At 44.2% G+C, this 23388-nt stretch carries 27 protein-coding genes; 14 read left to right on the top strand and 13 right to left on the bottom strand.

All coding sequences use genetic code 11. The features are described 5' to 3' along the window. Positions 1 to 10: 10 nt before the first annotated feature. The 3 genes from E1160_RS07355 to E1160_RS07345 all read right to left on the bottom strand — a co-directional run bounded on the left by E1160_RS07355 (position 11) and on the right by E1160_RS07345 (position 2572). Positions 11 to 823, bottom strand: a complete 813-nt coding sequence (locus tag E1160_RS07355; protein WP_155154484.1) for a hypothetical protein — start codon at positions 821 to 823, stop codon at positions 11 to 13. A gap of 46 nt (positions 824 to 869) precedes the next feature. Beyond that, positions 870 to 2009: a M14 family metallopeptidase gene (locus tag E1160_RS07350; RefSeq protein ID WP_155154482.1), complete on the bottom strand. Its 1140-nt coding sequence runs from the start codon at positions 2007 to 2009 to the stop codon at positions 870 to 872. A 95-nt stretch (positions 2010 to 2104) separates the two neighbouring features. Then, entirely contained in the window at positions 2105 to 2572 is a 468-nt protein-coding gene (locus E1160_RS07345; RefSeq protein WP_155154480.1) for a GNAT family N-acetyltransferase, read from the bottom strand. Positions 2573 to 2753: 181 nt separating this feature from the next. Between E1160_RS07345 and E1160_RS07340 the strand changes: the two genes are divergently transcribed. After that, positions 2754 to 3944, top strand: a complete 1191-nt coding sequence (locus E1160_RS07340; protein WP_155154478.1) for a phosphoglycerate kinase — start codon at positions 2754 to 2756, stop codon at positions 3942 to 3944. A 58-nt stretch (positions 3945 to 4002) separates the two neighbouring features. Continuing rightward, complete coding sequence (locus E1160_RS07335; RefSeq protein ID WP_218048767.1) at positions 4003 to 5220, top strand: PQQ-dependent sugar dehydrogenase; 1218 nt, start codon at positions 4003 to 4005, stop codon at positions 5218 to 5220. On the opposite strand, the gene E1160_RS07330 is transcribed toward E1160_RS07335, so the two are convergent. Continuing rightward, positions 5217 to 6326: a methyltransferase domain-containing protein gene (locus E1160_RS07330; RefSeq protein ID WP_155154475.1), complete on the bottom strand. Its 1110-nt coding sequence runs from the start codon at positions 6324 to 6326 to the stop codon at positions 5217 to 5219. The genes E1160_RS07335 and E1160_RS07330 overlap by 4 nt on opposite strands. 32 nt (positions 6327 to 6358) lie before the next feature. On the opposite strand from E1160_RS07330, the gene E1160_RS07325 reads away from it, so the two are divergent. Next, positions 6359 to 6922: an NUDIX hydrolase gene (locus E1160_RS07325; protein ID WP_218048766.1), complete on the top strand. Its 564-nt coding sequence runs from the start codon at positions 6359 to 6361 to the stop codon at positions 6920 to 6922. Here E1160_RS07325 and E1160_RS07320 read toward each other — a convergent pair. Together E1160_RS07320 and E1160_RS07315 are read right to left on the bottom strand one after the other, a co-directional pair. Further along, on the bottom strand, positions 6919 to 7515 hold the full coding sequence (locus tag E1160_RS07320) for a septation protein A (protein WP_155154473.1): 597 nt from the start codon (positions 7513 to 7515) through the stop codon (positions 6919 to 6921). The two genes, E1160_RS07325 and E1160_RS07320, sit on opposite strands and share 4 nt — an antisense overlap. 75 nt (positions 7516 to 7590) lie before the next feature. Continuing rightward, the gene (locus tag E1160_RS07315; protein ID WP_155154471.1) at positions 7591 to 8439 is read right to left on the bottom strand and encodes a DMT family transporter; all 849 of its coding nucleotides are present in this window, start codon (positions 8437 to 8439) and stop codon (positions 7591 to 7593) included. Between the two features lie 186 nt (positions 8440 to 8625). On the opposite strand from E1160_RS07315, the gene E1160_RS07310 reads away from it, so the two are divergent. Then, positions 8626 to 8886 carry a hypothetical protein gene (locus E1160_RS07310; protein ID WP_155154469.1) on the top strand — a complete coding sequence of 87 codons (261 nt, stop codon included), beginning with the start codon at positions 8626 to 8628 and terminating at the stop codon, positions 8884 to 8886. A gap of 121 nt (positions 8887 to 9007) precedes the next feature. Next, positions 9008 to 10105, top strand: coding sequence for a response regulator (locus E1160_RS07305; RefSeq protein ID WP_155154467.1), 1098 nt, complete (start codon positions 9008 to 9010; stop codon positions 10103 to 10105). A gap of 70 nt (positions 10106 to 10175) precedes the next feature. On the opposite strand, the gene E1160_RS07300 is transcribed toward E1160_RS07305, so the two are convergent. The 4 genes from E1160_RS07300 to dapF are packed head-to-tail and all read right to left on the bottom strand — an operon-like array spanning position 10176 to position 13617. Beyond that, a complete protein-coding gene (locus tag E1160_RS07300) occupies positions 10176 to 10484 on the bottom strand; it encodes an NIPSNAP family protein (RefSeq protein WP_155154465.1) in 309 nt (102 codons plus the stop codon). Further along, positions 10485 to 11405, bottom strand: a complete 921-nt coding sequence (ftsY, locus tag E1160_RS07295) for a signal recognition particle-docking protein FtsY (protein WP_155154464.1) — start codon at positions 11403 to 11405, stop codon at positions 10485 to 10487. Positions 11406 to 11428: 23 nt separating this feature from the next. Then, positions 11429 to 12784 carry a tRNA (N(6)-L-threonylcarbamoyladenosine(37)-C(2))-methylthiotransferase MtaB gene (mtaB, locus tag E1160_RS07290; RefSeq protein WP_155154462.1) on the bottom strand — a complete coding sequence of 452 codons (1356 nt, stop codon included), beginning with the start codon at positions 12782 to 12784 and terminating at the stop codon, positions 11429 to 11431. Then, positions 12778 to 13617 (bottom strand): diaminopimelate epimerase, encoded by an 840-nt coding sequence (gene dapF / locus E1160_RS07285; protein ID WP_155154460.1) that lies wholly within the window; start codon positions 13615 to 13617, stop codon positions 12778 to 12780. Before dapF ends, mtaB begins: the two co-directional genes overlap by 7 nt. Before the next feature lie 412 nt (positions 13618 to 14029). On the opposite strand from dapF, the gene ffh reads away from it, so the two are divergent. From ffh to leuD, 8 genes are all read left to right on the top strand, one after another. Continuing rightward, positions 14030 to 15409 (top strand): signal recognition particle protein, encoded by a 1380-nt coding sequence (ffh, locus tag E1160_RS07280; protein WP_155154458.1) that lies wholly within the window; start codon positions 14030 to 14032, stop codon positions 15407 to 15409. Between the two features lie 110 nt (positions 15410 to 15519). Beyond that, positions 15520 to 15906, top strand: coding sequence for a 30S ribosomal protein S16 (gene rpsP / locus E1160_RS07275; protein WP_155154457.1), 387 nt, complete (start codon positions 15520 to 15522; stop codon positions 15904 to 15906). Between the two features lie 84 nt (positions 15907 to 15990). Continuing rightward, positions 15991 to 16566 carry a ribosome maturation factor RimM gene (gene rimM / locus E1160_RS07270; RefSeq protein WP_218048765.1) on the top strand — a complete coding sequence of 192 codons (576 nt, stop codon included), beginning with the start codon at positions 15991 to 15993 and terminating at the stop codon, positions 16564 to 16566. Further along, the gene (gene trmD / locus E1160_RS07265) at positions 16559 to 17272 is read left to right on the top strand and encodes a tRNA (guanosine(37)-N1)-methyltransferase TrmD (protein ID WP_155154453.1); all 714 of its coding nucleotides are present in this window, start codon (positions 16559 to 16561) and stop codon (positions 17270 to 17272) included. Before rimM ends, trmD begins: the two co-directional genes overlap by 8 nt. Before the next feature lie 81 nt (positions 17273 to 17353). Then, complete coding sequence (gene rplS, locus E1160_RS07260) at positions 17354 to 17728, top strand: 50S ribosomal protein L19 (RefSeq protein WP_155154451.1); 375 nt, start codon at positions 17354 to 17356, stop codon at positions 17726 to 17728. A 310-nt stretch (positions 17729 to 18038) separates the two neighbouring features. Continuing rightward, positions 18039 to 19445, top strand: coding sequence for a 3-isopropylmalate dehydratase large subunit (gene leuC, locus E1160_RS07255; RefSeq protein WP_155154449.1), 1407 nt, complete (start codon positions 18039 to 18041; stop codon positions 19443 to 19445). Continuing rightward, a complete protein-coding gene (locus E1160_RS07250) occupies positions 19445 to 19639 on the top strand; it encodes a hypothetical protein (RefSeq protein WP_155154447.1) in 195 nt (64 codons plus the stop codon). The genes leuC and E1160_RS07250 overlap by 1 nt, the downstream gene beginning before the upstream one ends. A gap of 15 nt (positions 19640 to 19654) precedes the next feature. Further along, positions 19655 to 20275 (top strand): 3-isopropylmalate dehydratase small subunit, encoded by a 621-nt coding sequence (gene leuD, locus E1160_RS07245; protein ID WP_155154446.1) that lies wholly within the window; start codon positions 19655 to 19657, stop codon positions 20273 to 20275. A 62-nt stretch (positions 20276 to 20337) separates the two neighbouring features. Here the strand turns inward: leuD and E1160_RS07240 are convergent, their stop codons facing one another. Further along, positions 20338 to 20799, bottom strand: coding sequence for a hypothetical protein (locus E1160_RS07240; protein WP_155154444.1), 462 nt, complete (start codon positions 20797 to 20799; stop codon positions 20338 to 20340). 127 nt (positions 20800 to 20926) lie between these two features. Next, positions 20927 to 21382, bottom strand: coding sequence for a hypothetical protein (locus E1160_RS07235; protein ID WP_155154441.1), 456 nt, complete (start codon positions 21380 to 21382; stop codon positions 20927 to 20929). A 393-nt stretch (positions 21383 to 21775) separates the two neighbouring features. Between E1160_RS07235 and leuB the strand changes: the two genes are divergently transcribed. Continuing rightward, positions 21776 to 22888 (top strand): 3-isopropylmalate dehydrogenase, encoded by a 1113-nt coding sequence (leuB, locus tag E1160_RS07230; RefSeq protein WP_155154438.1) that lies wholly within the window; start codon positions 21776 to 21778, stop codon positions 22886 to 22888. A gap of 73 nt (positions 22889 to 22961) precedes the next feature. On the opposite strand, the gene E1160_RS07225 is transcribed toward leuB, so the two are convergent. After that, the gene (locus E1160_RS07225) at positions 22962 to 23312 is read right to left on the bottom strand and encodes a helix-turn-helix domain-containing protein (protein ID WP_155154436.1); all 351 of its coding nucleotides are present in this window, start codon (positions 23310 to 23312) and stop codon (positions 22962 to 22964) included. Between the last annotated feature and the right edge of the window lie 76 nt (positions 23313 to 23388).

Genomic DNA, 23388 nt, shown 5'->3' with positions numbered 1-23388 from the left:
GTTTTACGCGTTACATAGCTTTGGATGCGAAAATCTTCATACGCTTATAGGGGCGTCGACGGCCATTTTTTTGATCTTCGATGGTTTGATAATACCCATTATCACGCACTTTATATTTGATCCAGAAGCCAGAATTACTTGCAGCAACTTTCTGATGCACCGCCGCAGGGCTTGTACTGTCCAAATTGACACCATTGGCTTGTTTCCAGATGGTGTCGAGATGCGCAGGGGATTCTTTGACAAGATTTGGCAGGCAACCTAAATGGGTATGGAATTCCAATATATCTTTGTCGGGATAGTAAAATGGATAATAAACTGGATGAATGTTCCAAAATTCTTTCTCGTCAAGAAAGGCGATTTTGAATTTTGCCCCACGATGTATTGCTTCGACAATTTTTGATTTATCTTGTTTTGGTTTATCTTCCCAGACCAATTCGTAATCGTCATGGCAATGCCAACGTAACTCGGAATAATGGCTACTGGAGAGCATTAAAATTGAAAGGTTCGGCGATTTTTCGTTTAACTGTTCATCACTCATCCGATAGTTCATAAACATATCGATCGCATTGCAATAGAGGTAACCTGCCGTATGGGATAGGGACGCACCAGCAACCCCAGCCACATTTCGATCTTGTCCTGCCCAGACCATTTTATCTCGAACGATTAAATGTGGTAGATAAACTGATTCAATATAGGGGCCGAGACCTAGTTCGTCTTCGCGGGTATCATTAGGGCGCAAATATATAGAAACCGACTGACCTTCCATAACTTTATCTGCTAAATCGTCAGATTTATTACGGATGGCTTTACTGGTATCAAACATATTCATCCCCTAAATACATTGATTAAAACTCCTAATAGCGCTCAGCTTATTTTCTTAAGTCGCCATGGATCGCCCAAAGTGCGTCCAGGCATGATTGACCAAGTTTGCGAGATCGTTCAGGTGACCAACCCATAAATTCATCTGGTAGATCATCGTTATCTTTAAACGGCATTTCCAAGGTCATAGTCAATGCTTGGTGAGTATTTTGAATATGTGCGCTGGCAATTGTCAAATTTGCTTCGCCCGGTTTGGTTTCTGGGTAGCCATGTTCCGTTTGGAAGTCAGGACTAACAGCAGCCAAATTTGCCTCATAAGACTTTCTAAGTTCAATTAAACGTGGATCACAATTGGGAATAGCATCCGCGTTTGCAATAAAGCAATAAGGTATGGACTCATCCCCATGAACATCTAAACAGAAATCAAGACCAATTTCCCTCATTTCCTGGTCGACCAAGAAAACTTCCGGGCTGTGTTCCATAGATGGGGTTGCCCATTCGCGGTTTAGATTAGCACCCGCGGCGTTTGTACGTAAATAACCACGTTTACTTCCATCTGGGTTCATGTTTGGGACAACGTAGAAAACGCATTTTTGAAGAAGGCTGCGACTCACAGGATCACTGTCATCCAATAGGCGGCGTAACATGCCTTCCATCCACCAGCTTGCTTGGGTTTCGCCCGGATGTTGACGAGCAATAAACCAGATTTTCAGTTTTTCATGATCCCAATCATCGCCAATGATCAACATGTCTAAATCTTGACCATCTAGGGTTTCACCTAGAACTTCGACGTTACAGGCAGGATGCAGACCAATCTCAGCAATCAAATCTAATTGACGTTCACGACAATAAGGCGCGAAATATGCAAAATAGATGGTATCCGCTTGACCCATATGGCGGACCGTCATGGTTTTACCGTCAAATTCTGTATCGACTTGGAACCAAGTCTCGCGGTCGTAGGATGCGCGACATTTGTAGTTTTCCCAACCTGGTGGATAAGCAGTTGTATCCATATCTTCAAATTTCAGGACCATTTGCTCACCCTTGATACCACTTACACGAAAGTGGAACCATTGACGGAACTCCCCACCTGCATCGGCGGCGATGCGAAGGCGGATATTGTCGGCGTCCTCAGCTGATACAACATCGATTGCACCTGAATCGAAATTCGAATTGATACGGATACTCATTTTTGATCCCTTTGTCCGGAAAATAGTTCTTTTCTAGTTTAATTTGACGCAACGATACCAGTGGTTTGCATGACTGCCAAGAGGTGAGAAAGGTTTTAGCCTTCTTTGGTGAGGTCCAAGCTCATGAAGGTACTGTTTGGATCATATACATAGTCGCCAAACGGCGGGCATTCGATAAATCCAAAACCTGAATATAAATCACGAGCTGGTTTGAATTCTGGCTGTGACCCCGTTTCCAGACAAATTTTTCTCAAACCTCTGGATTTCGCTATTTGGATGATATGACTAACCAGTTTCGCTGCAATGCCTTTGCCGCGATGTTTGGCTGGCGTATGCATGGATTTGAGCTCGCTTTCTTGGTGACCAAGTTCCTTTAAGGCGCCACATCCAACAAGTTCATCTTTTTCCCAAACTGTCCAAAAGGTTACGCTATCATGTCTTAGTCCATCTAAATCAAGTGCGTGACAGCTTTCGGGTGGCGATATAGAAGCCATTGTATCTAGATGAACTTGCAGCAGATTTTTTATCTCATCGCCACTTAAATCATCAATTTTTATTTCCATGAATTTCATCCTGTTAAAGTCGTTGGAATGTATTTTACGACCTCTATTTCAATTTTCCATCGAAATCACTTTAACCAGACGAACATACACCTTTTCTTATTGGTCAAAATCTAGTATCTGACTGACAGTTTTAAAGCGGAATATGCTAGAATATAGCCGGGCGAGCGATATGGAGAACGCAATGTTTAAAACCCTCGATGATGTGAATGTGAATGGTAAAACAGTTTTGGTGCGTGGTGACTTAAACGTACCAATGAAAGATGGTGCGGTAACCGATAATACGCGTATCGTCCGTCTATTGCCTACAATCCGTGATTTGCAGGCTGCTGGGGCACGTGTTGTCTTGTTAAGCCATTTTGGCCGTCCGAAAGGTCAGCCTGTTCCGGAAATGTCTTTGGGCCATATTCAAGACGCTGTGGCAGAGGCCTTAGGGTGTGAAGTTGCCTTTGTTGATGATTGCATCGGAGCGAAAGCAGAAAGTGCTGTGGCGGCCATGAAAGAAGGTGATGTCTTGATGTTGGAAAATTTGCGTTATTATGCCGAAGAAGAAAAGAATGATGGCGCTTTCGCTGATAGTTTGGCAAAACTTGGGGATATTTATGTAAATGATGCCTTTTCCGCTGCGCATCGTGCCCATGCGTCGACTGAAGCAATTGCAAAACGCCTGCCTGCTGTTGCAGGCCGCAATATGGAGGCAGAATTGAAAGCGTTAGATGCGGCATTGGGAAATCCAAATCACCCGGTGATGGCAATTGTTGGTGGCGCGAAGGTATCTACCAAGCTGGCTGTTTTAGGTCATTTGGTAGATAAGGTAGATATGCTTGTGATTGGCGGCGGCATGGCCAATACATTCCTTTACGCAATGGGCACTGATATTGGTGCAAGTCTTTGTGAAAAGGATTTGAAAGATACCGCCCTAGAGATTCTTGGTAAAGCTAATGAAGCAAATTGTGAAATCTTGTTACCTGTTGATGGCGCAGTAGCAGAAGAGTTCAAAGCGGGCGCAGATATGGAAATCCGTCCTGTAACAGCAGTTCAGGAAAAAGGCATGATCCTAGATCTTGGTCCAGATAGTATTGCTGCGCTTAATGCAAAGTTGGATGGTTGTAAGACATTGTTGTGGAATGGCCCGCTTGGGGCGTTTGAAATTGAACCTTTTGACAAGGGTACTGTTTCCGTTGCTCAAAAAGCAGCAGAACTGACCAAGGCATGTAAGCTTGTTTCTATCGCTGGCGGTGGCGACACAGTTGCCGCGATGGCACATGCCGGTGCAAGTGAGGATTTGACTTATATCTCAACAGCAGGTGGCGCTTTCCTTGAGTGGATGGAAGGTAAAGAACTACCGGGTGTTGCCGCATTAATGAATGCATAAAATATTCGTGATTTGAGTTCAGAAAATTCTGAGTTAAGCTAGGGGCATGAAAAAAATCATGCCTCTTCTTTTTTGTCTTGGTGGGATAGTAATTTCCATAAACTCGCTGGCTGAGCAGCCGGGTGAAGTTTTTTATGTGGACCCTGATAAGCTGGCAAAGCCATATGCAACTGAATCTACAAGTCGTTCTTCAAGGCTTGTTAAGCGTGATGATAATATGAAACCCGTTGCACCAGCCGATTTCGATGTCCAATTACTCTTTGAGGATATTGCACATCCAAGAAATATGGTGACGGCGGAAAACGGAGACATCTTTCTGGCGCAATCTTCTCATGATCAACTTTCACGACTTTATGATAGTGATGGGGATCAGGTGGTGGATGATATTGAGGTTTTGTCACAAGATTTCGATACGCCGCACGGTTTAGCCATTTATGGTGATAGTCTCTATGTTGCTGATCTAGATTATATCAGGCGTTTGGATTTGGAAGACCTTCGTGTTGACGCTGAAATTCTCACTAAGCCAAATGAATTAGGGCCATCCGGTGGGCATTGGACCAGAAATCTGGCGATTTCAAAAGATGGACAAACAGTAATTGCAGCTATTGGAAGTCGGTCCAATATTTCCGAAGAAGACTTACCCCGTGCGGCTTTGAAAGAATTTGCATTTACCTCACAAGGTAAATTGGAAAGTCGCGGTATATATGGGTTTGGCCTTCGTAATCCAGTTGGTACGGCTTTCCACCCTGTCACGGATGAAGTGTATACGGTGGTGAATGAACGTGATGGCATGGGGGATGGTTTAGTACCTGATTACTTTACCAAAGTGGAAAAAGGAGATTTTTTCGGCTGGCCTTATGCGTATATCGGTCAAAATCCACAACCACGTATGGCGCACCTTCGGCCTGATCTTGTTCAAAAATCTATAGTGCCAGATGTTCTATTTGTCTCACATTCTGCCCCTCTTGGACTTGTATTTCTCCATAAAGCAAATGTGCCAGAAGAATGGAAGGATGACGCGCTGGTTGCCTTGCACGGATCATGGAATGCGGCCAATCCAACAGGCTATAAAGTTGTTCGTGTGGAATTTGATGGTACAAAACCAACAGGGCGGTATATCAATTTCCTCACCGGATTTCGCCTCAACCCTGACGAACAATATACGACGGCGAAGGTATGGGGGCGTCCTGCAGGCCTTACGATAGATAAAACAGGCGCAGTTATTGTCAGTGACGCGCGTGGCGGTACTATTTGGCGAGTGTCATATTTAAATTAAGCCTTTTGGGCGAGAACAATAATGCCGTTTACTTCGTTACCATATTCCCAGCGAAGAACAGCCTGTTCTTTTCTAATTAAATTAAAGCCAGTTTTACGCAGGCAGTTTAAAACATAATCTTCTGCGTGACTGTAACGACCACTGGCATGTAATTCATAATTGATGACTTTTTTGCATTCTAATGAGAAAGCAAGATGACCATTACTTTTCAAGCATTCATGACTTGCGGCGAAAATTTCTTCCAGATCACCGAAATAACAAAAAACATCGGCTGCAACCACGAGCTCATATTGCATGCGATGATCATTCATAAAGCCTGTGAGTTCAGCTTCATCTAATGCGTCATAATCACCTTTATCAGAGGCTTTTTCTAACATGCCGGGGCTTAGATCAACACCGTGAAGCTTACTTGCCCAAGGGCGCAAAAGTGGACCGCAAAGCCCCGTACCGCATCCAGCATCAAGAACAGAAAGTTTTTGCCCCTCAGGTGCAAGTTGATCTTGAAGAAGCTGGTGTAAAAGTTTGGGCGCTTGATAACCAAGCTCCTCTAGCTTGTCTTCAAAATCTGGTGCGAAATCATTGAATACGTCAGCCACATAAGCATCATTTGCGCGTTCCGGCGCGGGTAAGCCTGCAACAGCCGCGCCCATATGTGCAGCATCGGGTTGTTCTGGAAATTTTGTCACCCAATCAAGAGCAATACGCTGTGCTTTTTCTTTCAAATGGGGAATAGTCAATCCGGCATTATATAAATCGTAAAGGGATTTTCCCAGATTGGAGTGAGATACGAGATCATCAGCATCGAGGTCTATTGCTTCTTTTAATGTGTCCACCGCTAATTCTGCTTCACTAAGTTCGTAATAAGCCAGACCAAGTTTGCAGTTTTCATCAAAATCTTGCGGATAGAGCTCTTTACTGCGACCAAGACATTCAGATGCAATTTCATATTCATCTTGTTGGATGGCAATTTCACCACGCCAATCAAGGGCTTCCTGATTATCTGGATGGCTTTTTAGGATTTCATCATAAATGGCTTTCGCTGCATCCAGTTCACCCTCGCGGTAATGATCCATTGCAGTTTCCAAATCTAATTCAATACTAGCCATTTATTCATTTTCCTGTTGCTGTTCAGCCAATCATGGCGCAATCTGCATCCATGTCTAGTCCAAATGATCACATTTCAGGCGGCCCACGTATTCGGCAAATCCCCGAAGGCGATACGGTAGAACGTCTTGTATGCCCAGAATGCAAGTTTATCAACTATGAAAACCCGTTGATGGTTGCAGGGGCTGTTGTTACCTATGGTGAAAAATTCTTGTTATGTCGCCGTGCGATAGAACCGCGTCACGGTTATTGGACTATCCCTGCGGGCTATATGGAATTAAATGAAACCCCGGCAGAGGGAGCTGCCCGTGAAGCATGGGAAGAGGCTTGCGCAAAGATTGATATTAATGCGCTGCTTGCGATCTATACTATTCCGCGTATTTCACAGGTCCAAATGATTTATCGTGCCACAATTTCTGAACCTGTTTTTGACGCAGGCGAAGAAAGTCTGGAAGTTGCACTTTTTGATTGGGCAGATATTCCGTGGAATGAACTGGCATTCCCAACGGTCCATTGGGCGTTAAAGCAATATCAAGAGAGTAAAGAGCGCAAAGATTTTGCCCCCTTTGGCAATATGGGTGAGACGCTTAAGCTTTAAGCGTCACCTTTATCTTCATCATCAATCATATGTTTGGACATAAAAGGCATTTGAGTTGCGATAAAACCAAATGTCAAAATCAATAAGCCAAACACTTTGAAATTCACCCAAAGATCTGTGCTCTGAGTACGCCAGACAATTTCATTTAAAGCCGCACTGAATAAGAAGAAGCCGATAAAACGTATGGTGAGTGTACGCCATGCTGCATCCGGCATTTTCATTGCACCCCCAAATAGATGTTTTAACCAAACTTTTTTCAAAAGCACACCAATACCCAAAATAAGGGCAAAAGCTGCCTGAATAATAGTTGGTTTCATTTTGATGAAGGTTTCATCGTTTAAATAAATTGTAAGGCCACCGAAAATACCAATCACAGCCGCAGTCACTAACGGCATAATCGGGAGTTTGCGGGTAATGATGAGTGAAATCATGATAGCAGCTGCGGTTGTTGCCATAATGACTTTGGTCGCATCGATCAGATCATCTGTCTTCCAATAGGTGATAAAGAATGCCACAAGCGGACCGTAATCCACCAATGTCTTTACCCATTTTGGTTCTTTGTTTTCAGTTGTAACGTTTTGATGATCTGACATGGTTATCCTCTTTTTCTATAGAGGATTTAGTCTTTAACGATTAACTTTCAACTCCGCAAGGACAGCTTTGTCACTTTATCCGAAGAAATTCAAGAAAATCACACCGCTTCCAACCATGCCTGCAGCTGCGATACGCCATTTACCAAACGCTTCTTTCAAAAGAACTGTGCCAATAATTGCGGCGATAATGACAGACGTTTCCCGAAGGGCGGAGACGGACGCCATGCCACCAACAGCAAGGGCGGCCATCACAAGCCCATATGCTGTATGGGAGGCAAAGGCGCCGCCTACGGCATATGTCCAGTTACTTTGAAGGAAAGGTAGGTACGCTTTCCTGCGATAAACAATCCAAATCAAGAACGGGATGCCTTCTAATGTGAAGAGCCAGAAGATATAGGTGAGTTTATTTTCCGTGCTGCGCACACCTAATCCATCCGTGATTGTATAAGCCCCAATCATCATGCCTGTTAGTATGGCCAAGACAATAGGTTTACGATCTCCCTTTCTGGGCATGCCCTTTTCAAAGGCTAAGGCCATAATGCCAAGGCTGGAAAGCACAATCGCTATATATGCGGGGGTGGATAGGACTTCTCCGGCAAAAAGAAAGCTGCCTAGTGCAACAAGGATAGGAGCTGAACCGCGGGCAATTGGATATACCTTACTCAAGTCTCCAACTTTGTAGGACATGAGTAATAATGCATAGTATGCGAAGTGGATCATGGTTGATAGTGCAAGCCATCCCCATGTTTCTCCGTCTGGCATTGGAAGAAATGGCAAGACAAAAAGACAAGCAATTGCACCCAGTAAAGTCATGGATCCAAACAGCATCCATTTATCTGCAGCTGATTTAACCAAAGCATTCCAGCTGGCATGCAAAACGGCAGCACTTAAAACCATCGTTATCGCAATGATGTCTAAACTCATTTTTTTCTCCGACCTAACTTCTGTTTGATTAACAGTCTGAACAGGAAATACCAATCTCGGATTTTTCACCTATGCATGAGTGATTATTCATGTTTATGAGTTCTATATGTCACGATTATGGTTAGAAAATGCCCAAAAGGTGGTTATAGGCTAGACCGTAATAAAAGTTTCAGGTATCGTGAAAATATGAGTGAAAGAAATCCTTCTATTGGCCAATCAGGTGGCGGTCTAATTCAAGCGCCAGTAAGTCGCCCGCGTGGATCAAACGTTGGGGATGCATCTACGCGTCTACCCGAAGCACAGTCACGTAAGTCTGCACCAAAGCGTGATCCCTATAACTTACGTGCTGCATTTGACCGTTTGGCAAAGCTCCTGACGCGCGATACGGAAGGAAAACCACGTGCGGATGTCCCCCAACGTGGCTATTACCTAAATATTCTTGTTTGAACTTTCATTAAGAAAATCTGCATTTTAAACATCTATTTGCTTTTCAATGGGTTTATTTCGTTGTTAAATTGCCGAAATAAGGTCTGGGTTTAAATAGAAAAGAAAAAAGAGTTTCAAATTAATGGCACGTTACGATTTCAGTCGCTTATCTGTTCTTGTAGTAGAAGATAGTTTATTCATGCGTTCCCTGATTGTCGGGGTTCTGCGTGCATTAGGTATTGAGCGCATTTCTACGGCGGAAAATGGTGAAGAAGCTATTGCCATCATGTCACCTGCAGGAAAGAAGACAAAATCCATGGTTGGAATGTCTGGTATTGATTTGATCATCTGTGATCAGTTTATGCCGTTGGTGGATGGCACAATGTTTTTACATTGGGTGCGTCGTCATGATCGTTCCCCTGACCGTTTTATTCCGTTTATCATGGTGTCTGCTGCTGCAGATCGCGAGGTCATTGAAAAAGCACGTGATGCAGGTATTGATGAGTTTCTTGCAAAACCGTTCTCTGCGACCATGTTGGCATCTAGATTAACAGCATGTGTGGAACGTCCGCGTCCTTATATCTATTGTCCTACATTCTTTGGTCCCGATCGCCGTCGTCGTCAACGCCCAGTGGCGGAAGACCGTCGTGTGTCGACAAAAGAAGATAAAGAGATTGTGCATTCCGGTAAGGACTTATCCTCTTTACGCAAAAGTAAAAAACGTATCTGGGAAATTCGTAAGCCACGAAATCTAAAGCAGAAACTTGCGACTGGCTTTGGCGGGGCGGGTAGCGATGAAGAACCAGCATTTGATATGGCTTTGTTGGATGCGGCTGAAAATAAAGTGAAGGATATGGAGTCTGATTATGCAGATTGGGTGCAAGATTCCATCGAAAAGCTTACGCAAGCGCATCATCGTGCCATTGAATTTATGGATGATCCGGCGGAACAAGCAGAACATTTAAATACTATCCATACAATCGCGCTAGAACTACGTGGTCAGGGTGGCATCTTTGGTTATCCGTTGATGACGCAGTTTGGTAAATCTTTGTATGAATGCACAGAGGAAGGCACGCGGATTACTGGGCCTTTACTAGATTTGGTTTCTGCGCATATTGATCTCATTCGTGTGGTTATGGGGCAGAAAATTAAAGGCGATGGTGGTCGTACGGGTCAAGAATTGTTGAATAGCCTGCGCGAAGCCCAAGATAAACATCAGCAGATGGAAGAGGGTGGCTAGATTATTCTTCGGGATTTTATTTTAGCCTAAGTTGAAAAAGCCATGAAGGGTATACTTCATGGCTTTCTTTTTATTCTGGAAAAACAGGGCGTAGAAATTCACGATCAAAACGATGAAAGCATCTTGTTTTATCTGCGTAATCCAAGGCCGCTTTTGCCTCTTCATCTTCCGCTGCTTTGATCCGGTAGTCCTCATAAGCGGCTAGGCTTGGAAAGGAGAATAAAGTAACGGCCAGATCACCTGCACTTTCATGCGGTAAGAAATAGCCATGATGGGTGCCGCCTAAACGTTCGACAATTGGCATCCACATTTTGGCATATGTTTCAAATTCATCTACTTTGTAAATATCGACTTCGTATTTCACATAACAAGTGATCATTTAATCCAATCCCATTAAACTGCGAGCATAAGCATTTGCCTCAAACGGGCGCATGTCATCGGCTTGCTCGCCAACCCCGATCACATGAACAGGTAGGGCAAATTTTTCAGCTAAAGCCACAAGCACACCGCCTTTGGCAGTACCGTCAAGCTTGGTCAAAGCAAGGCCCGTCACCCCAACGGTATCTCGGAAAATTTCAACTTGGGAATGGGCATTTTGCCCAACTGTCGCATCTAGAACCATCAAGACATCATGTGGTGCGTCTGGCGCCAGTTTCTTTATCACACGGATAACTTTTTCAAGTTCCGCCATTAAATCTTTTTTGTTTTGTAGTCGTCCAGCTGTATCAATTAGCAATACATCTGCATTTTCATTACGCGCTTGTTCGATAGCATCAAAAGCAAGGCCCGCGGCATCAGCGCCTGTATCACGTGCAACAACGGAACAGCCTGTGCGATCACCCCAGATCTTCAATTGTTCAACTGCTGCTGCACGGAAGGTGTCACCCGCCGCCATCATGACTTTTAAACCGCTTTCGCTATAATGTTTTGCAAGTTTGCCGATTGTTGTGGTTTTGCCAGACCCGTTTACACCCACAACAAGTACGATATGCGGGTTATGGGATTTGTTAATTTCAAGCGGTTGAGCAACCGGTTCCAGAATTTTGGTGATTTCTTCTGATAGAACTGTACGCACTTCCTCATCGCTGATTTCTTTATCATAACGATTTTTTGCTAATGCTTCGGTCAGTTTTATTGCAGTTTGCGGGCCAAGATCACCTGCAATTAAGATATCTTCTAATTCTTCTAATGCGTCATCATCTAGTTTTCGTTTGGTGAAAACATCGGTGATGCCGCCAACGAGTTTGTTGGAAGATTTAGAAAGACCAGCTTTTAATTTGGAAAACCAACCGCCACTCATAAGACCCCTCACTTAATCCTGATTTAGGATTCTATAGGTTCACCGATAAGGGTCATGCCGTCCCGCCCGGTGATTTTGACATTTAATAATGTGCCATCGGGTACATCAATCGACAGCTTTACACAAGCAAACTGTTCATTTCGACCAAGACCATTACGTTCAAACAAGACTTGGGCTTCTGTCCCGATGCAGCTTTCTAGATATTTTTCTTCCTGAAATTTGCCAGCCTCACGGATTTTCTGGGCGCGTTCTTTACGAATATTTTTTGGGACTTGATTTGGAATACGTGCAGCTGGTGTACCCGGGCGTTCAGAATACGGAAAGACATGTAGGTAAAGCAAACCACATTCTTCTACAGTCTTCAGGGTGTTTTCGAACATCTCATCTGTTTCGGTCGGGAAGCCCGCGATCAGGTCCGCGCCAAAAACGATATCCGGACGTATATCGCGCAAACGTTTACAGAGATCAATCGCATCTTGTCGTCCGTGACGACGCTTCATCCGTTTTAAGATCATGTCATCGCCCGCCTGCAAAGATAAATGCAAATGCGGCATAAGGCGGGGCTCACTTGCAATCACATCAAACAGGTCTTCATCCATTTCAATGCAGTCAATGGAAGATATACGAAGGCGTGGCAATTCCGGCACAGCTTGCAAGAGGCGTCTAACCATCTGTCCTAGAGACGGTGTGCCCGGTAAATCCGCACCATAGGAAGTGATATCCACTCCGGTGAGCACAATTTCTTTATAACCATTTTCAATAAGGGATTTTACCTGTTGGGTAATTTCGCCCATTGGTACGGATCGGCTATTGCCGCGGCCATAAGGAATAATGCAGAAGGTGCAACGGTGATCACAGCCATTTTGAACTTGTACAAAAGCACGTGCACGTCCTTCGAAACCAGCGACCAAATGGTTCGCGGTTTCTTTCACCGACATGATGTCGTTTACCTGCACTTTTTCAGAAGATTCGATGCCGAAAGAGGCGGGATTAAAGCTTTCTTGTTCAAGCTTTTCTATATTGCCAATGACTTTACTGACTTCCGGCATCTCAGCAAACTGATTACTATTCACTTGTGCCGCACAGCCTGTCACAATAATTTTTGCATCGGGATTGTTCCGTGCTGCGCGACGGATCGCTTGGCGTGCTTGGCGCTCTGCTTCTGATGTTACAGCGCATGTATTAAAGATGATCGCATCTTCAAGGCCAGCTTTTCGGGCATTATCTCGCATCACTTCTGATTCATACGAATTCAGGCGGCAGCCAAAGGTCACGATGTCCAGATTATTATCTACATGTTCTTCGACGGGGCGAGGCTGGATTGGATCGTCAGTGCCATTTTCGGCCTCTGGCGGATTGGTATTTAAGTCACTCACCATGATCGGGCGGCCTCATCCAAATCGAAATCACTGATAAAGGATGTGGCAACTGGGCCTGTCATAATAACATCCCCATTTTCCAGATATTCAATTGTTAGGACACCGCCATCCAATTCAATGTCCATTCTACGATTGTCGGTAAAGCCGCTTTCAAAGGCAGCGACACCTACTGCGCAGGCGCCAGAACCACAAGCCATAGTAATGCCGGCACTACGTTCCCATACTCGCATGCGCAAACTGCCATCAGACTTTTTACTCACAAATTCGACATTGGTGCGTTCTGGGAATAGCGGATGATGTTCTGCTTCGGGGCCAACTTTTTCAAGATTGATTTTATCTGCGTCATCTACAAAGAAGACACAATGCGGATTACCCATGCCAACGGCAAACGGTGTGGCAGCGCCATCAACTTCGATTGGAAGTTTTGTTGTATCTATATCTCCGGACAATGGAATATTTTGCCAATCAAGTAATGCACCGCCCATATTCACAGAATAAAGGCCGCCACCAATATTTTTGCTTGGCAGTAACCCGCGCAAGGTTTCGATGATGATTTCACTTTGTCCTGTTTCGGCAATGATCAAGGATGCCACACATCGTGTCGCATTGCCGCAAGCGCCGGATTCACTGGCGTCCGGGTTGTGAATGCGCATAAAAACGTCAGCGTCTGAATTTTGTGCTGGTTCTAGAATAATAAACTGGTCACAGCCAATGCCGAGGCGGCGATGGGACATCAGTTTGATTTGCTCATCAGATAGCTTGAGCTTACCATCGCGATTATCAACCACGATGAAATCATTCCCCAAACCATGCATTTTGCGAAAAGCAACCATAACTCTATGTCCGTAAATAATATGGTAAGTGTCGACTATCGACTCTGTCCAAGTTTTCCTTAATATAGGTGATGAAATTGAAAAGTCGAATGATAAAGAAATCTGTTCCAATTCGTCTTTCGAACCGCGCGGTTATAGCTTTTATTGTGGAAAAGTCCAACGGGAATCGAAAAAGAGTCGGAAAACCGCGAAAAACCGTGACTTACGCTTGACAGGTAAAGCATTAATACGTATAAGCCGTGCAACAAATCAGCCACAACCTAGGTATTCCTAAGTCCTGTGGGGCAACGTCAGTCTGCGAGGGTTCGCACACTGGCGCGTTTTGCTTTGGGCCTTTTTTATAGGTTTTGTTGTTGGTTTTGAACTGGTTTTTCAATCACTGAAAAGCATATCAACAAGGTTTGAGAGCACAATGTTTGATACATTAAGTAACCGTCTTGGTTCTGTATTTGATGGCTTGAAGCGTCGCGGCGCCTTGAAAGAGGCTGACGTATCTGAGGCAATGCGCGAAATTCGCTTGGCATTGCTGGATGCTGATGTTGCTCTCCCTGTTGTGAAAAGCTTTATCAAGGAAGTGAAAGAAAAAGCGGTTGGTGAAGCTGTTTTAAAATCTGTGACCCCGGGTCAACAGGTTGTTAAAATTGTTCACGATGCCTTGGTGGATATGTTGGGTGCAGAAAGCCAAGGGCTTAATCTGCTAGGTGAGCCACCTGTAGCTATTATGATGGTAGGTTTGCAAGGTTCTGGTAAGACAACCTCCACGGCAAAAATTGCAAAACGCCTGCAAGAGAAAGAACGTAAGAAAGTTCTTATGGCCTCTCTTGATGTGGCGCGCCCTGCGGCGCAAGAACAATTGGCTGTATTGGGTGAGCAGGTAGACGTTAAGACCTTGCCAATCGTTGCGGGTCAACAACCTGTTGATATCGCAAAGCGTGCGATGCAAGCGGGTAAGCTTGGCGGTTACGATATTGTGATGCTTGATACAGCTGGTCGTTTACATATCGACGAAGGCTTGATGGATGAAGTTGCTGCTGTAAAAGCGGTGACAAACCCACAAGAAATTTTGTTGGTTGCTGATTCTATGACAGGTCAGGATGCGGTGACTGTCGCGGATAGCTTTAATCAAAAGATGTCCCTGACAGGTATTGTTTTGACCCGTATTGATGGTGATGCACGCGGTGGTGCGGCATTGTCCATGCGTAAAGTTGCCAATTGCCCGATTAAATTCCTCGGTACTGGCGAGAAGATGGAAGAAATTGAAGAATTTCATGCCGATCGTCTTGCTAATCGTATTTTGGGTATGGGCGATGTTGTTTCCTTGGTTGAAAAAGCACAAGAAACAATTGATGAGGAAGAAGCTGAAGAACTTGCCAAGAAGATGCAGAAAGGTCAGTTCGACCTTGATGATATGGCAAAGCAATTAAAGCAAATGCGCAAGATGGGCGGTATGGAAGGTCTGATGGGCATGTTGCCAGGTGTTGGCAAGATGAAAAAGCAGATGGCTGGTGCTGGCATCGATGACAAAATGATTGTCCGTCAGGAAGCTATTATTTCTTCCATGACAAAGGCGGAACGTAAGAATCCGAAACTCATCCATGCGAAACGTAAACAACGTATCGCGGCGGGTTCTGGCACATCTGTTCAGGAAGTTAATAAAATTCTGAAACAACATCAGATGATGTCCAAGATGATGAAGAAAGTTTCAAAGTTGGGAGAAAAGGGGTTGATGCGTTCGCTCGGCGGTATGATCCCTCCCAATATGATGCCACCAGGTGGCGGTTTTAGACGCTAAAATGATCTAACCCCCAACTTGGTGACAATGCCGAGCTTAATTGAAGCGGGGAATGCGAAAGCAGACCTCAAATAACCGCAAGGTTTAAACTAAATAGAAAGTAGAGACCCATGAGCTTGAAAATTCGTCTTGCACGTGGTGGTGCGAAGAAGCGCCCTTACTACCGTATCGTAGTAGCTGATTCCCGTATGCCTCGTGATGGTCGTTACATCGAAAAGATTGGTTCCTTCAATCCGATGTTACCAAAAGATCACGCTGATCGTGTTTTGTTTGACGCAGAGCGTGTAAAACACTGGATGTCTGTTGGCGCGAAACCTACAGACCGTGTTGCACGTTTCTTGGCTGCTGCTGACATGGGCGAGCGTTTGATCCCTCGCCAAACAAAGAAAGCAGAACAAAGCGAACGCACAAAAGAGCGTATTCGTGAGAAAGAAGAGAAATTGGCTGCCGCTGCTGAAGCTGCTGCGGCTGCTACAGAAGAAGCTGCTGCTGAATAAGCAGTTTTTTTTCGTAGAACTTTCAAATTCGGTAAATGGTTTTGCATGAATTTGACTAATTGATTGAGATGGATGCGCATTATTATGGCGAATGAAGTTGAAAAACTCTGTTTAGGTGTCATCACAGGCGCCCATGGAATTCGCGGAGCAGTGAAGGTGAAAAGTTTCACCGAAGACCCTGCTCAGCTGACTTCCTATGGGGCGTTATCTGATGAAGCTGGCAAAGAGACTTTCAACCTTTCCATCATCGGTCAGGCAAAAGGTCAATTGATTGCAAAAATTGCTGAAGTAAAAGACCGGAATAAAGCAGAAACTTTGAAAGGGACTGAGTTATTCATCGCCCGGGACAAATTACCAGAAGCGGATGATGGTGAATTCTATCATGCGGATTTGGTTGGTCTGAAAGCCTTGGAAGAGGACGGCGAAGAATATGGTGTCGTGAAGGCTTTGTTTAATTTCGGCGCTGGCGATATTTTGGAAGTCCACCGCTATGACGGAAAGTCAGTTATGCTGCCTTTCTCGATGGAAGTGGTTCCAAGCATTGATATTGATGCTGGTCATCTGATTGTGGTCCCACCTGTAGAGGTGAGTGAACGTGATGCGGATGTGGCAGATATAGAAGATGGTTCGTCAGACGGTGAAGAGGTCAGGAATGGCTGATTCGTCTTCCCAGAAATGGCAGGCGACTGTGTTAACCCTTTTTCCAGAAATGTTTTCTGGAGCTTTGGAATATTCCATACCGGGGCGGGCACGAGAAGCTAACATTTGGGAATTGGAGACGGTTCAGATCAGAGACTTTGCCACCGACAAGCATCGCACAGTGGACGATACACCATTTGGTGGTGGTCCGGGCATGGTGATGCGCCCCGATGTGATTGATGCAGTCATTGAGGCAGTATCTGACAAACCGGGTCCTTTGGTTTATATGAGCCCGCGTGGTGAACGCTTTGATCAGCGTCTTGCGCAGGAACTAGCAGAGGAAGACGGCGTTAAGATCCTTTGTGGGCGTTATGAAGGTATCGACCAGCGGGTGTTGGATAAACACCAGATACGCGAAGTCAGCCTTGGGGATTTCGTCCTGTCGGGCGGAGAACCAGCCGCCATTGCGATGTTAGATAGCATGGTGCGTTTATTGCCGGGGGCTCTTGGCGCGGATGCATCGCTGGATGAAGAAAGTTTTACAAGCGGATTACTTGAATATCCGCAATATACCCGCCCCAGTGACTGGGAGGGTCGAAAAACACCGGAAGTTCTTTTAAGTGGGAACCATGGCAAAATTCGGGACTGGCGTCTGGAACAAGCCAAAGAGATCACAAAAGAACGTAGACCGGATCTTTTTTCGACATATGTGGGTGATGCGGAATAGAAAATTTTAGATGGAGTATGTTTCGGGTAGAGGCCCCAAACCACTGCACATCGAGTATTAAACTCAGAAAGGACTCGACCAATGAATATTATCGAGCAATTGGAAAAGGAACAGTTGGACGCACGTACACCTGAAGGTGGCATCCCTGAATTCCAAGCTGGTGACACTGTTCGCGTTAACGTGAAGGTTGTCGAAGGCACCCGTGAACGTGTACAGGCATTTGAAGGCGTGTGTATCGGTCGTAAAAACGCTGGCTTAAACTCTAACTTCACAGTTCGTAAGATTTCTTACGGTGAAGGTGTGGAACGTGTATTCCCACTTTACAGCCCACGTTTGGACAGCATCGAAGTAGTACGTTACGGTAAAGTTCGCCGTGCGAAATTATACTACTTGCGTGGCCGTACAGGTAAGGCAGCTCGTATCGTTGAGCGCCGCGTTACCAAGAAAGCTGACTAATTTTAATTAGTTAGGCTTCTTATGGGTCTTTTGGTGATAGCGGCGGCACCTTATCAGGTGCGCCGCTAATGCCATATGTGCCTTTTGCTTGTAAAAAGCTGAAATAATATTTCTTTATGCAATTATAGGGAATGTTGAGTGTCAGGAATAACTGTTCCAACTCTCAAACACTGGCTTTTTCTGAGGATTTGGGGCATTTTGCGACCCATACAAAATACAGATCGTGGTATATGCGGTCTGATCAGGATTAAAATATTTTCGATATGTGATCACTCAAACATGATTTGGGTAACATGATGGGAGAGGAACCATGGGTAATCCCCGTACGCTCTTTGATAAAATCTGGGACAGCCATGTAGTGGCAACACAAGAAGACGGTACAAACCTTCTATATATTGACCGTCACATGGTACACGAAGTAACCAGCCCTCAGGCATTTGAAGGGCTTCGTAATTCCGGCCGTAAAGTGCGTGCACCTGGACAAACCTTGGCTGTTGCGGATCATAACGTGCCGACAACAGATCGTTCCAAAGGTATTGAAAATGAAGAAAGCCGTATTCAAGTGGAAACACTTGTTCAAAATACAGCTGACTTCGGTGTTCCATATTTCCCAGTAGAAGACGTTCGTCAGGGCGTTGTTCATATCGTTGGTCCGGAACAAGGCTTTACCTTGCCGGGGATGACCATTGTATGTGGTGACAGCCACACAGCGACACATGGTGCATTTGGTTCCTTGGCGTTTGGTATTGGTACGTCCGAAGTTGAACATGTTTTGGCGACACAAACATTGTTGCAAAAACCTGCGAAAAACATGTTGATTACTGTTGAAGGTGAATTGGCACCAGGTGTGACAGCAAAAGACATCACCATGGAAATTATCGGCCGTATTGGTACGGCAGGTGGTACAGGTTATGTGATTGAATATGCGGGTAGCGCAATTCGTGATCTTTCCATGGAAGGTCGTATGACCATCTGTAATATGGCGATTGAAGGCGGCGCGCGTGCAGGGATTATTGCACCAGATGAAAAGACATTTGCTTATGTTAAAGGTCGCCCAATGGCACCAAAAGGCGATGCTTGGGAGAAGGCTGTTGCTTACTGGTCCACATTGCCATCTGACGAAGGTGCAACTTATGACCATGAAATTCACATTAAAGCTGAAGATATTGCGCCAGTTGTAACTTGGGGAACTAGCCCAGAAGATGTGGTGGCAATTACAGATACTGTGCCAAATCCAAAAGACTCCGCTGATCCAAATAAAGCAGCTGCCATGGAACGTGCGCTTGCTTATATGGGGCTTACAGCTGGTACACCGATGACTGACGTTGAAATTGATAAAGTCTTTATTGGTTCTTGCACAAATGGTCGTATCGAAGATTTACGTGCAGCAGCAAAAATTGCAGAAGGTCAGCAAGTTGCCGATGGTGTTCATGCCATGGTCGTGCCGGGTTCTGGTCTTGTGAAAATGCAAGCCGAAGAAGAAGGTTTGGACAAGGTCTTCAAGGCAGCTGGTTTTGATTGGCGTGAACCGGGTTGTTCCATGTGTTTGGCAATGAATGATGACAAATTGAAGCCAGGTGAGCGTTGCGCATCAACATCCAACCGTAACTTTGAAGGCCGTCAAGGCCGCGACAGTCGCACCCATTTGGTGAGCCCAGCAATGGCGGCGGCTTCTGCGATCAAAGGTAAGTTGGCTGACGTACGGGAGTTCATCTAATGTTGAACGTAGCCCTACAGCAAGAAGATTGGGTGAGTTATATGCTTGGCCATGATCTTGAGACCGATAGCTTTGTGGTTGATATTCCTGAATATCAAGCTGCAAATGATGATTATGTGGTAAGTGACGTTGAAGCAGAATTTGAAGATTTTCTGTCTTTTATCGTTGATTTCCAATCCAAGAAAAAAGCTTAAGGGAGGAATTTCCTGATGGATAAATTTACAACATTGACAGGTATTGCGGCTCCTCTTGATCTTATCAATATCGATACGGATATGATCATTCCTAAGCAATTTTTGAAGACAATTCACCGTACGGGTTTAGGTAAGAACTTGTTCGATGAAATGCGTTATGAATCTGATGGTTCCCCAAAGGCTGATTTCGTATTGAATAAAGAGCCTTATACCGGCGCACAAATCTTGGTAGCTGGTGATAATTTTGGTTGTGGATCTTCGCGTGAACACGCGCCTTGGGCGTTATTGGATTTCGGCATCCGTTGTGTGATTGCACCAAGCTTCGCAGATATCTTTTATAATAACTGCTTTAAGAACGGTATTTTGCCGATCAAGTTACCTCGTGAAGTAATTGATAGCTTAATGGAAAAGGCAAATCGTGGTGGCAATGCGACTTTCACAATTGATCTTGAAAACCAAAAAGTTGTTGATCCTGATGGTAAAGAATACGCATTTGACGTGGATGAATTCCGCCGTCATTGCCTCTTGAACGGTCTGGATGATATTGGTCTGACTTTGCAAAAATCAGATAAGATTGAAAGTTATGAAGAGGCACGTAAAGAGCAAGCGCCATGGGTGTTTGGTGCATCTGCATAAGATATTCTTCATCTATAGTTTCATGAGAAAAGCGTAGCTAAATATAGCTGCGCTTTTTTTATTTAAATGGTTTTGAAATTGATTTGAACTTCTAGGGTATTCTCGATGGTTTTTGTCAGCACAGAATGTACCGTGAAACTATCTGTATTCCATGCATGTTCTACATAGCACATATCATCAAGCAAGCTTTCAACGCGATCTATGAGTGCTTCTTTAAGGGCAGAAATATGCGTGCTTGCTTTTACCCATGCATGGTGATCCTCGATGGAGAGATTGGTTTTATATCCAGAATTGTTTAAATGTTGGTGCAGCAATATGGTGCTACTGGCAATCGAAAGCTCCTCTTCTTCCCGATTGAAGATTTCATAAAATTCTTGAACGGACTTCTGGATTAACTCTGGGTCATATTCTTCAACTATCTCTGAATCTACAGTAACAATATCGTCCTCAAAATTGAACAGTTCAATTTCTTCAAATAGGTCAAACCCCTTATCTGCATCATCAAATAAAACTATATCGTTCATTCACATATCCTGAGTCTTTAGAACGTCTAAAAGAAGCGGATATATAGTGATACAGCCTTTTTAGGTCAATATCGCTATTGACCTTTTCGTTAGGGATTTAGTTAAAATACAAGCTGTTAAGGTTTTGTTAAATAGTATGAAATTGGATTGTGACACTCATCTGATCCTTCAACGTATTTGTTGAAATTGAATGAACATTAAAATTATCAGTTTTCCAATTATGTTCAACGACAACCATCTCATCTAATAGATCTTCTACACGATCAATGAGGGCCATTTTCAATTCATGATTTTCGCTACTTGCGGATACAATTGCTTTTTGATCTTCGATAGAGATATCAGTTTGATATCCAGCTGCTTGAAGATGTTGATACATTAACATTGCACCACTGGCGACACTAAGATCCCCATCTTGTTGGGTGAAAATTTTATGGAATTCCTCCACAGATCGCCTGATCGCTTCCGGGTCCACATTAAACTCTTCTCCAAGATCTTCCCCATTCTCTTGAAAAGAGCAATCCAGATCAAAATCATCGAATAAATCAATGTCTTCATCTGCCTTTTGAGCTGTTTGGTTTTGCATATGTACCTCTTATTCACACTGCCCCTGTAAGCCAATCCACTGCACGCAGGAATATGAGTAGATTTAATTACACGCGATAAAGGCGAGTCAGGTCAAGTTTATTTTGGAATTTTTCTAAAATTTTATCTATTGAGTGACGCGGATAAGATTTGAGTTCGACTTTTTTTGTTTTGGAATCATATGGCTAGAAGATTTACGATTGGTATTTTGTTTTGGAAAATATGGAAAGGTTATTTTGAAGCCTTTTTGCTGGTCAAAAGAGGGAGGAAGCTATAAGAAAAGGGCAATATTTTAGCGGGAAGAGATGACTTTTTGATATTTTCTGTCAGGAAAGTTGTTTTTTCGATAATGGGGTTTCCCGAAACCAAAAAAGAAAAGCGGAGTGTCTTTGAGATGGCGTCCAATAAAACAATTTTGATGTTGCCTGGTGATGGCATTGGTCCTGAAGCGTGTAATCAAGTTCGTCGTATTATCGATTGGATGGCTAAGCGCCGTAGTGTTTCCTTTGATGTGAAAGAAGGTCTGGTTGGTGGTGCATGTTATGATGTGCATAAAGAGGCTGTTACAGATGAAACAATGGCTGATGCGATGTCTGCGGATGCTGTGTTGTTTGGTGCCGTAGGTGGCCCGCAATATGATAATGTAGAACGCCATGCACGCCCAGAAGCTGGTTTACTTCGTCTCCGTAAAGATATGGACTTGTTTGCGAATTTGCGTCCGGCAGTGACATTTGACGCGCTTTTAGATGCGTCTACTTTAAAGCCGGAAGTGATTTCAGGTTTGGATATTATGATTGTGCGTGAATTGACATCAGGTGTTTATTTTGGTGAACCACGTGGCATGCAAACCTATGAAGGTGTTGAACGTTGTGTTGATACACAAGCATATACACGTGCAGAAATCGAACGTGTTACGGCGGTTGCATTTGACTTGGCCCGTAAGCGTGGAAAAAAAGTGCATTCCTCCGAGAAATCCAATGTTATGGAAACAGGATTATTCTGGAAAAATATTGTAACAGAAATGCATCAAAGCGGTGACTATGATGATATCGAATTACATCACATTCTTGCTGATAACTGTGCCATGCAGTTGGTGAAAAATCCTAAGCAGTTTGATGTGATTGTGACAGATAATCTTTTCGGGGATTTGTTGAGTGATGCTGCTGCGATGGCAACGGGTTCTTTAGGGATGTTACCAAGTGCTAGCTTGGGTGGTATTGATGAGAATGGAAATCGTAAAGCGTTGTATGAGCCTGTACATGGATCTGCACCTGATATTGCAGGTAAAGATTTAGCCAATCCAAGCGCGACTATGTTGAGTTTTGCAATGTTGCTTCGCTATTCTTTCGATTTGCAAGAAGATGCGAATATGATTGAGCAAGCCATTCAAAATGCGATGACATCTGGTAAGCGTACAGGCGATATAATGGCAGATGGATGTGAGCAAGTTGGTTGTTCTGGTTTTGGCGATGCTGTTTTGGCTGAGCTGGATAAGTTGGCTGCTTAAATTAAGGTTTAGATGAAAATTAAGGCCCCTCAGGAATATCCCAAGGGGCCTTTTTTTTGGTCTATCAAATGTTTTAAACTTTTCCTGTACATGCCTTGATCAGATTGAGGATTTGGTTGCGAATATTCTCATCTTTAATGGCATCAATCTTTCCTGCAAGCTCTATTGTTCTTCGTGGTATATTTCCAGATGCTTGTGTTCCTTCAGCATTAATGCCATCGAAGAAATATGTGACTGGTGAGTCAAGGGCACGGGAAATTTCCCACAATCGACTAGATCCTATCCGGTTGGTTCCTTTTTCATATTTTTGAACTTGTTGAAAGCTAATGCCAAGTTTTTTACCAAGATCTTCTTGGCTATAACCTTTCGTAACACGAGCTTCGCGAACTTTTTGTCCGACATGTACATCTGTTGGATGGGGCATGTGACAAGTCTCCCTTTTTAGTTTCTTTCCTTATTCATTATAAGGGCCATAGGGTTGAAGGCAGGCAGCCTCTGTC

The sequence above is a fragment of the Curvivirga aplysinae genome (genome assembly GCF_009711445.1).
GTDB classification, from domain to species: domain Bacteria; phylum Pseudomonadota; class Alphaproteobacteria; order UBA8366; family Aestuariispiraceae; genus Curvivirga; species Curvivirga aplysinae.
Note: the sequence above shows the minus strand (reverse complement) of the source record. Positions and strands in the feature narration are given on the sequence as shown.

Bases quoted from the DNA above. Each gene is read 5' to 3' on its own strand.
- E1160_RS07355 (WP_155154484.1), bottom strand. From the start codon at position 823: ATGTTTGATACCAGTAAAGCCATCCGTAATAAATCTGACGATTTAGCA.
- E1160_RS07350 (WP_155154482.1), bottom strand. From the start codon at position 2,009: ATGAGTATCCGTATCAATTCGAATTTCGATTCAGGTGCAATCGATGTT.
- E1160_RS07345 (WP_155154480.1), bottom strand. From the start codon at position 2,572: ATGGAAATAAAAATTGATGATTTAAGTGGCGATGAGATAAAAAATCTG.
- E1160_RS07340 (WP_155154478.1), top strand. From the start codon at position 2,754: ATGTTTAAAACCCTCGATGATGTGAATGTGAATGGTAAAACAGTTTTG.
- E1160_RS07335 (WP_218048767.1), top strand. From the start codon at position 4,003: ATGCCTCTTCTTTTTTGTCTTGGTGGGATAGTAATTTCCATAAACTCG.
- E1160_RS07330 (WP_155154475.1), bottom strand. From the start codon at position 6,326: ATGGCTAGTATTGAATTAGATTTGGAAACTGCAATGGATCATTACCGC.
- E1160_RS07325 (WP_218048766.1), top strand. From the start codon at position 6,359: ATGGCGCAATCTGCATCCATGTCTAGTCCAAATGATCACATTTCAGGC.
- E1160_RS07320 (WP_155154473.1), bottom strand. From the start codon at position 7,515: ATGTCAGATCATCAAAACGTTACAACTGAAAACAAAGAACCAAAATGG.
- E1160_RS07315 (WP_155154471.1), bottom strand. From the start codon at position 8,439: ATGAGTTTAGACATCATTGCGATAACGATGGTTTTAAGTGCTGCCGTT.
- E1160_RS07310 (WP_155154469.1), top strand. From the start codon at position 8,626: ATGAGTGAAAGAAATCCTTCTATTGGCCAATCAGGTGGCGGTCTAATT.
- E1160_RS07305 (WP_155154467.1), top strand. From the start codon at position 9,008: ATGGCACGTTACGATTTCAGTCGCTTATCTGTTCTTGTAGTAGAAGAT.
- E1160_RS07300 (WP_155154465.1), bottom strand. From the start codon at position 10,484: ATGATCACTTGTTATGTGAAATACGAAGTCGATATTTACAAAGTAGAT.
- ftsY (WP_155154464.1), bottom strand. From the start codon at position 11,405: ATGAGTGGCGGTTGGTTTTCCAAATTAAAAGCTGGTCTTTCTAAATCT.
- mtaB (WP_155154462.1), bottom strand. From the start codon at position 12,784: ATGGTGAGTGACTTAAATACCAATCCGCCAGAGGCCGAAAATGGCACT.
- dapF (WP_155154460.1), bottom strand. From the start codon at position 13,617: ATGGTTGCTTTTCGCAAAATGCATGGTTTGGGGAATGATTTCATCGTG.
- ffh (WP_155154458.1), top strand. From the start codon at position 14,030: ATGTTTGATACATTAAGTAACCGTCTTGGTTCTGTATTTGATGGCTTG.
- rpsP (WP_155154457.1), top strand. From the start codon at position 15,520: ATGAGCTTGAAAATTCGTCTTGCACGTGGTGGTGCGAAGAAGCGCCCT.
- rimM (WP_218048765.1), top strand. From the start codon at position 15,991: ATGGCGAATGAAGTTGAAAAACTCTGTTTAGGTGTCATCACAGGCGCC.
- trmD (WP_155154453.1), top strand. From the start codon at position 16,559: ATGGCTGATTCGTCTTCCCAGAAATGGCAGGCGACTGTGTTAACCCTT.
- rplS (WP_155154451.1), top strand. From the start codon at position 17,354: ATGAATATTATCGAGCAATTGGAAAAGGAACAGTTGGACGCACGTACA.
- leuC (WP_155154449.1), top strand. From the start codon at position 18,039: ATGGGTAATCCCCGTACGCTCTTTGATAAAATCTGGGACAGCCATGTA.
- E1160_RS07250 (WP_155154447.1), top strand. From the start codon at position 19,445: ATGTTGAACGTAGCCCTACAGCAAGAAGATTGGGTGAGTTATATGCTT.
- leuD (WP_155154446.1), top strand. From the start codon at position 19,655: ATGGATAAATTTACAACATTGACAGGTATTGCGGCTCCTCTTGATCTT.
- E1160_RS07240 (WP_155154444.1), bottom strand. From the start codon at position 20,799: ATGAACGATATAGTTTTATTTGATGATGCAGATAAGGGGTTTGACCTA.
- E1160_RS07235 (WP_155154441.1), bottom strand. From the start codon at position 21,382: ATGCAAAACCAAACAGCTCAAAAGGCAGATGAAGACATTGATTTATTC.
- leuB (WP_155154438.1), top strand. From the start codon at position 21,776: ATGGCGTCCAATAAAACAATTTTGATGTTGCCTGGTGATGGCATTGGT.
- E1160_RS07225 (WP_155154436.1), bottom strand. From the start codon at position 23,312: ATGCCCCATCCAACAGATGTACATGTCGGACAAAAAGTTCGCGAAGCT.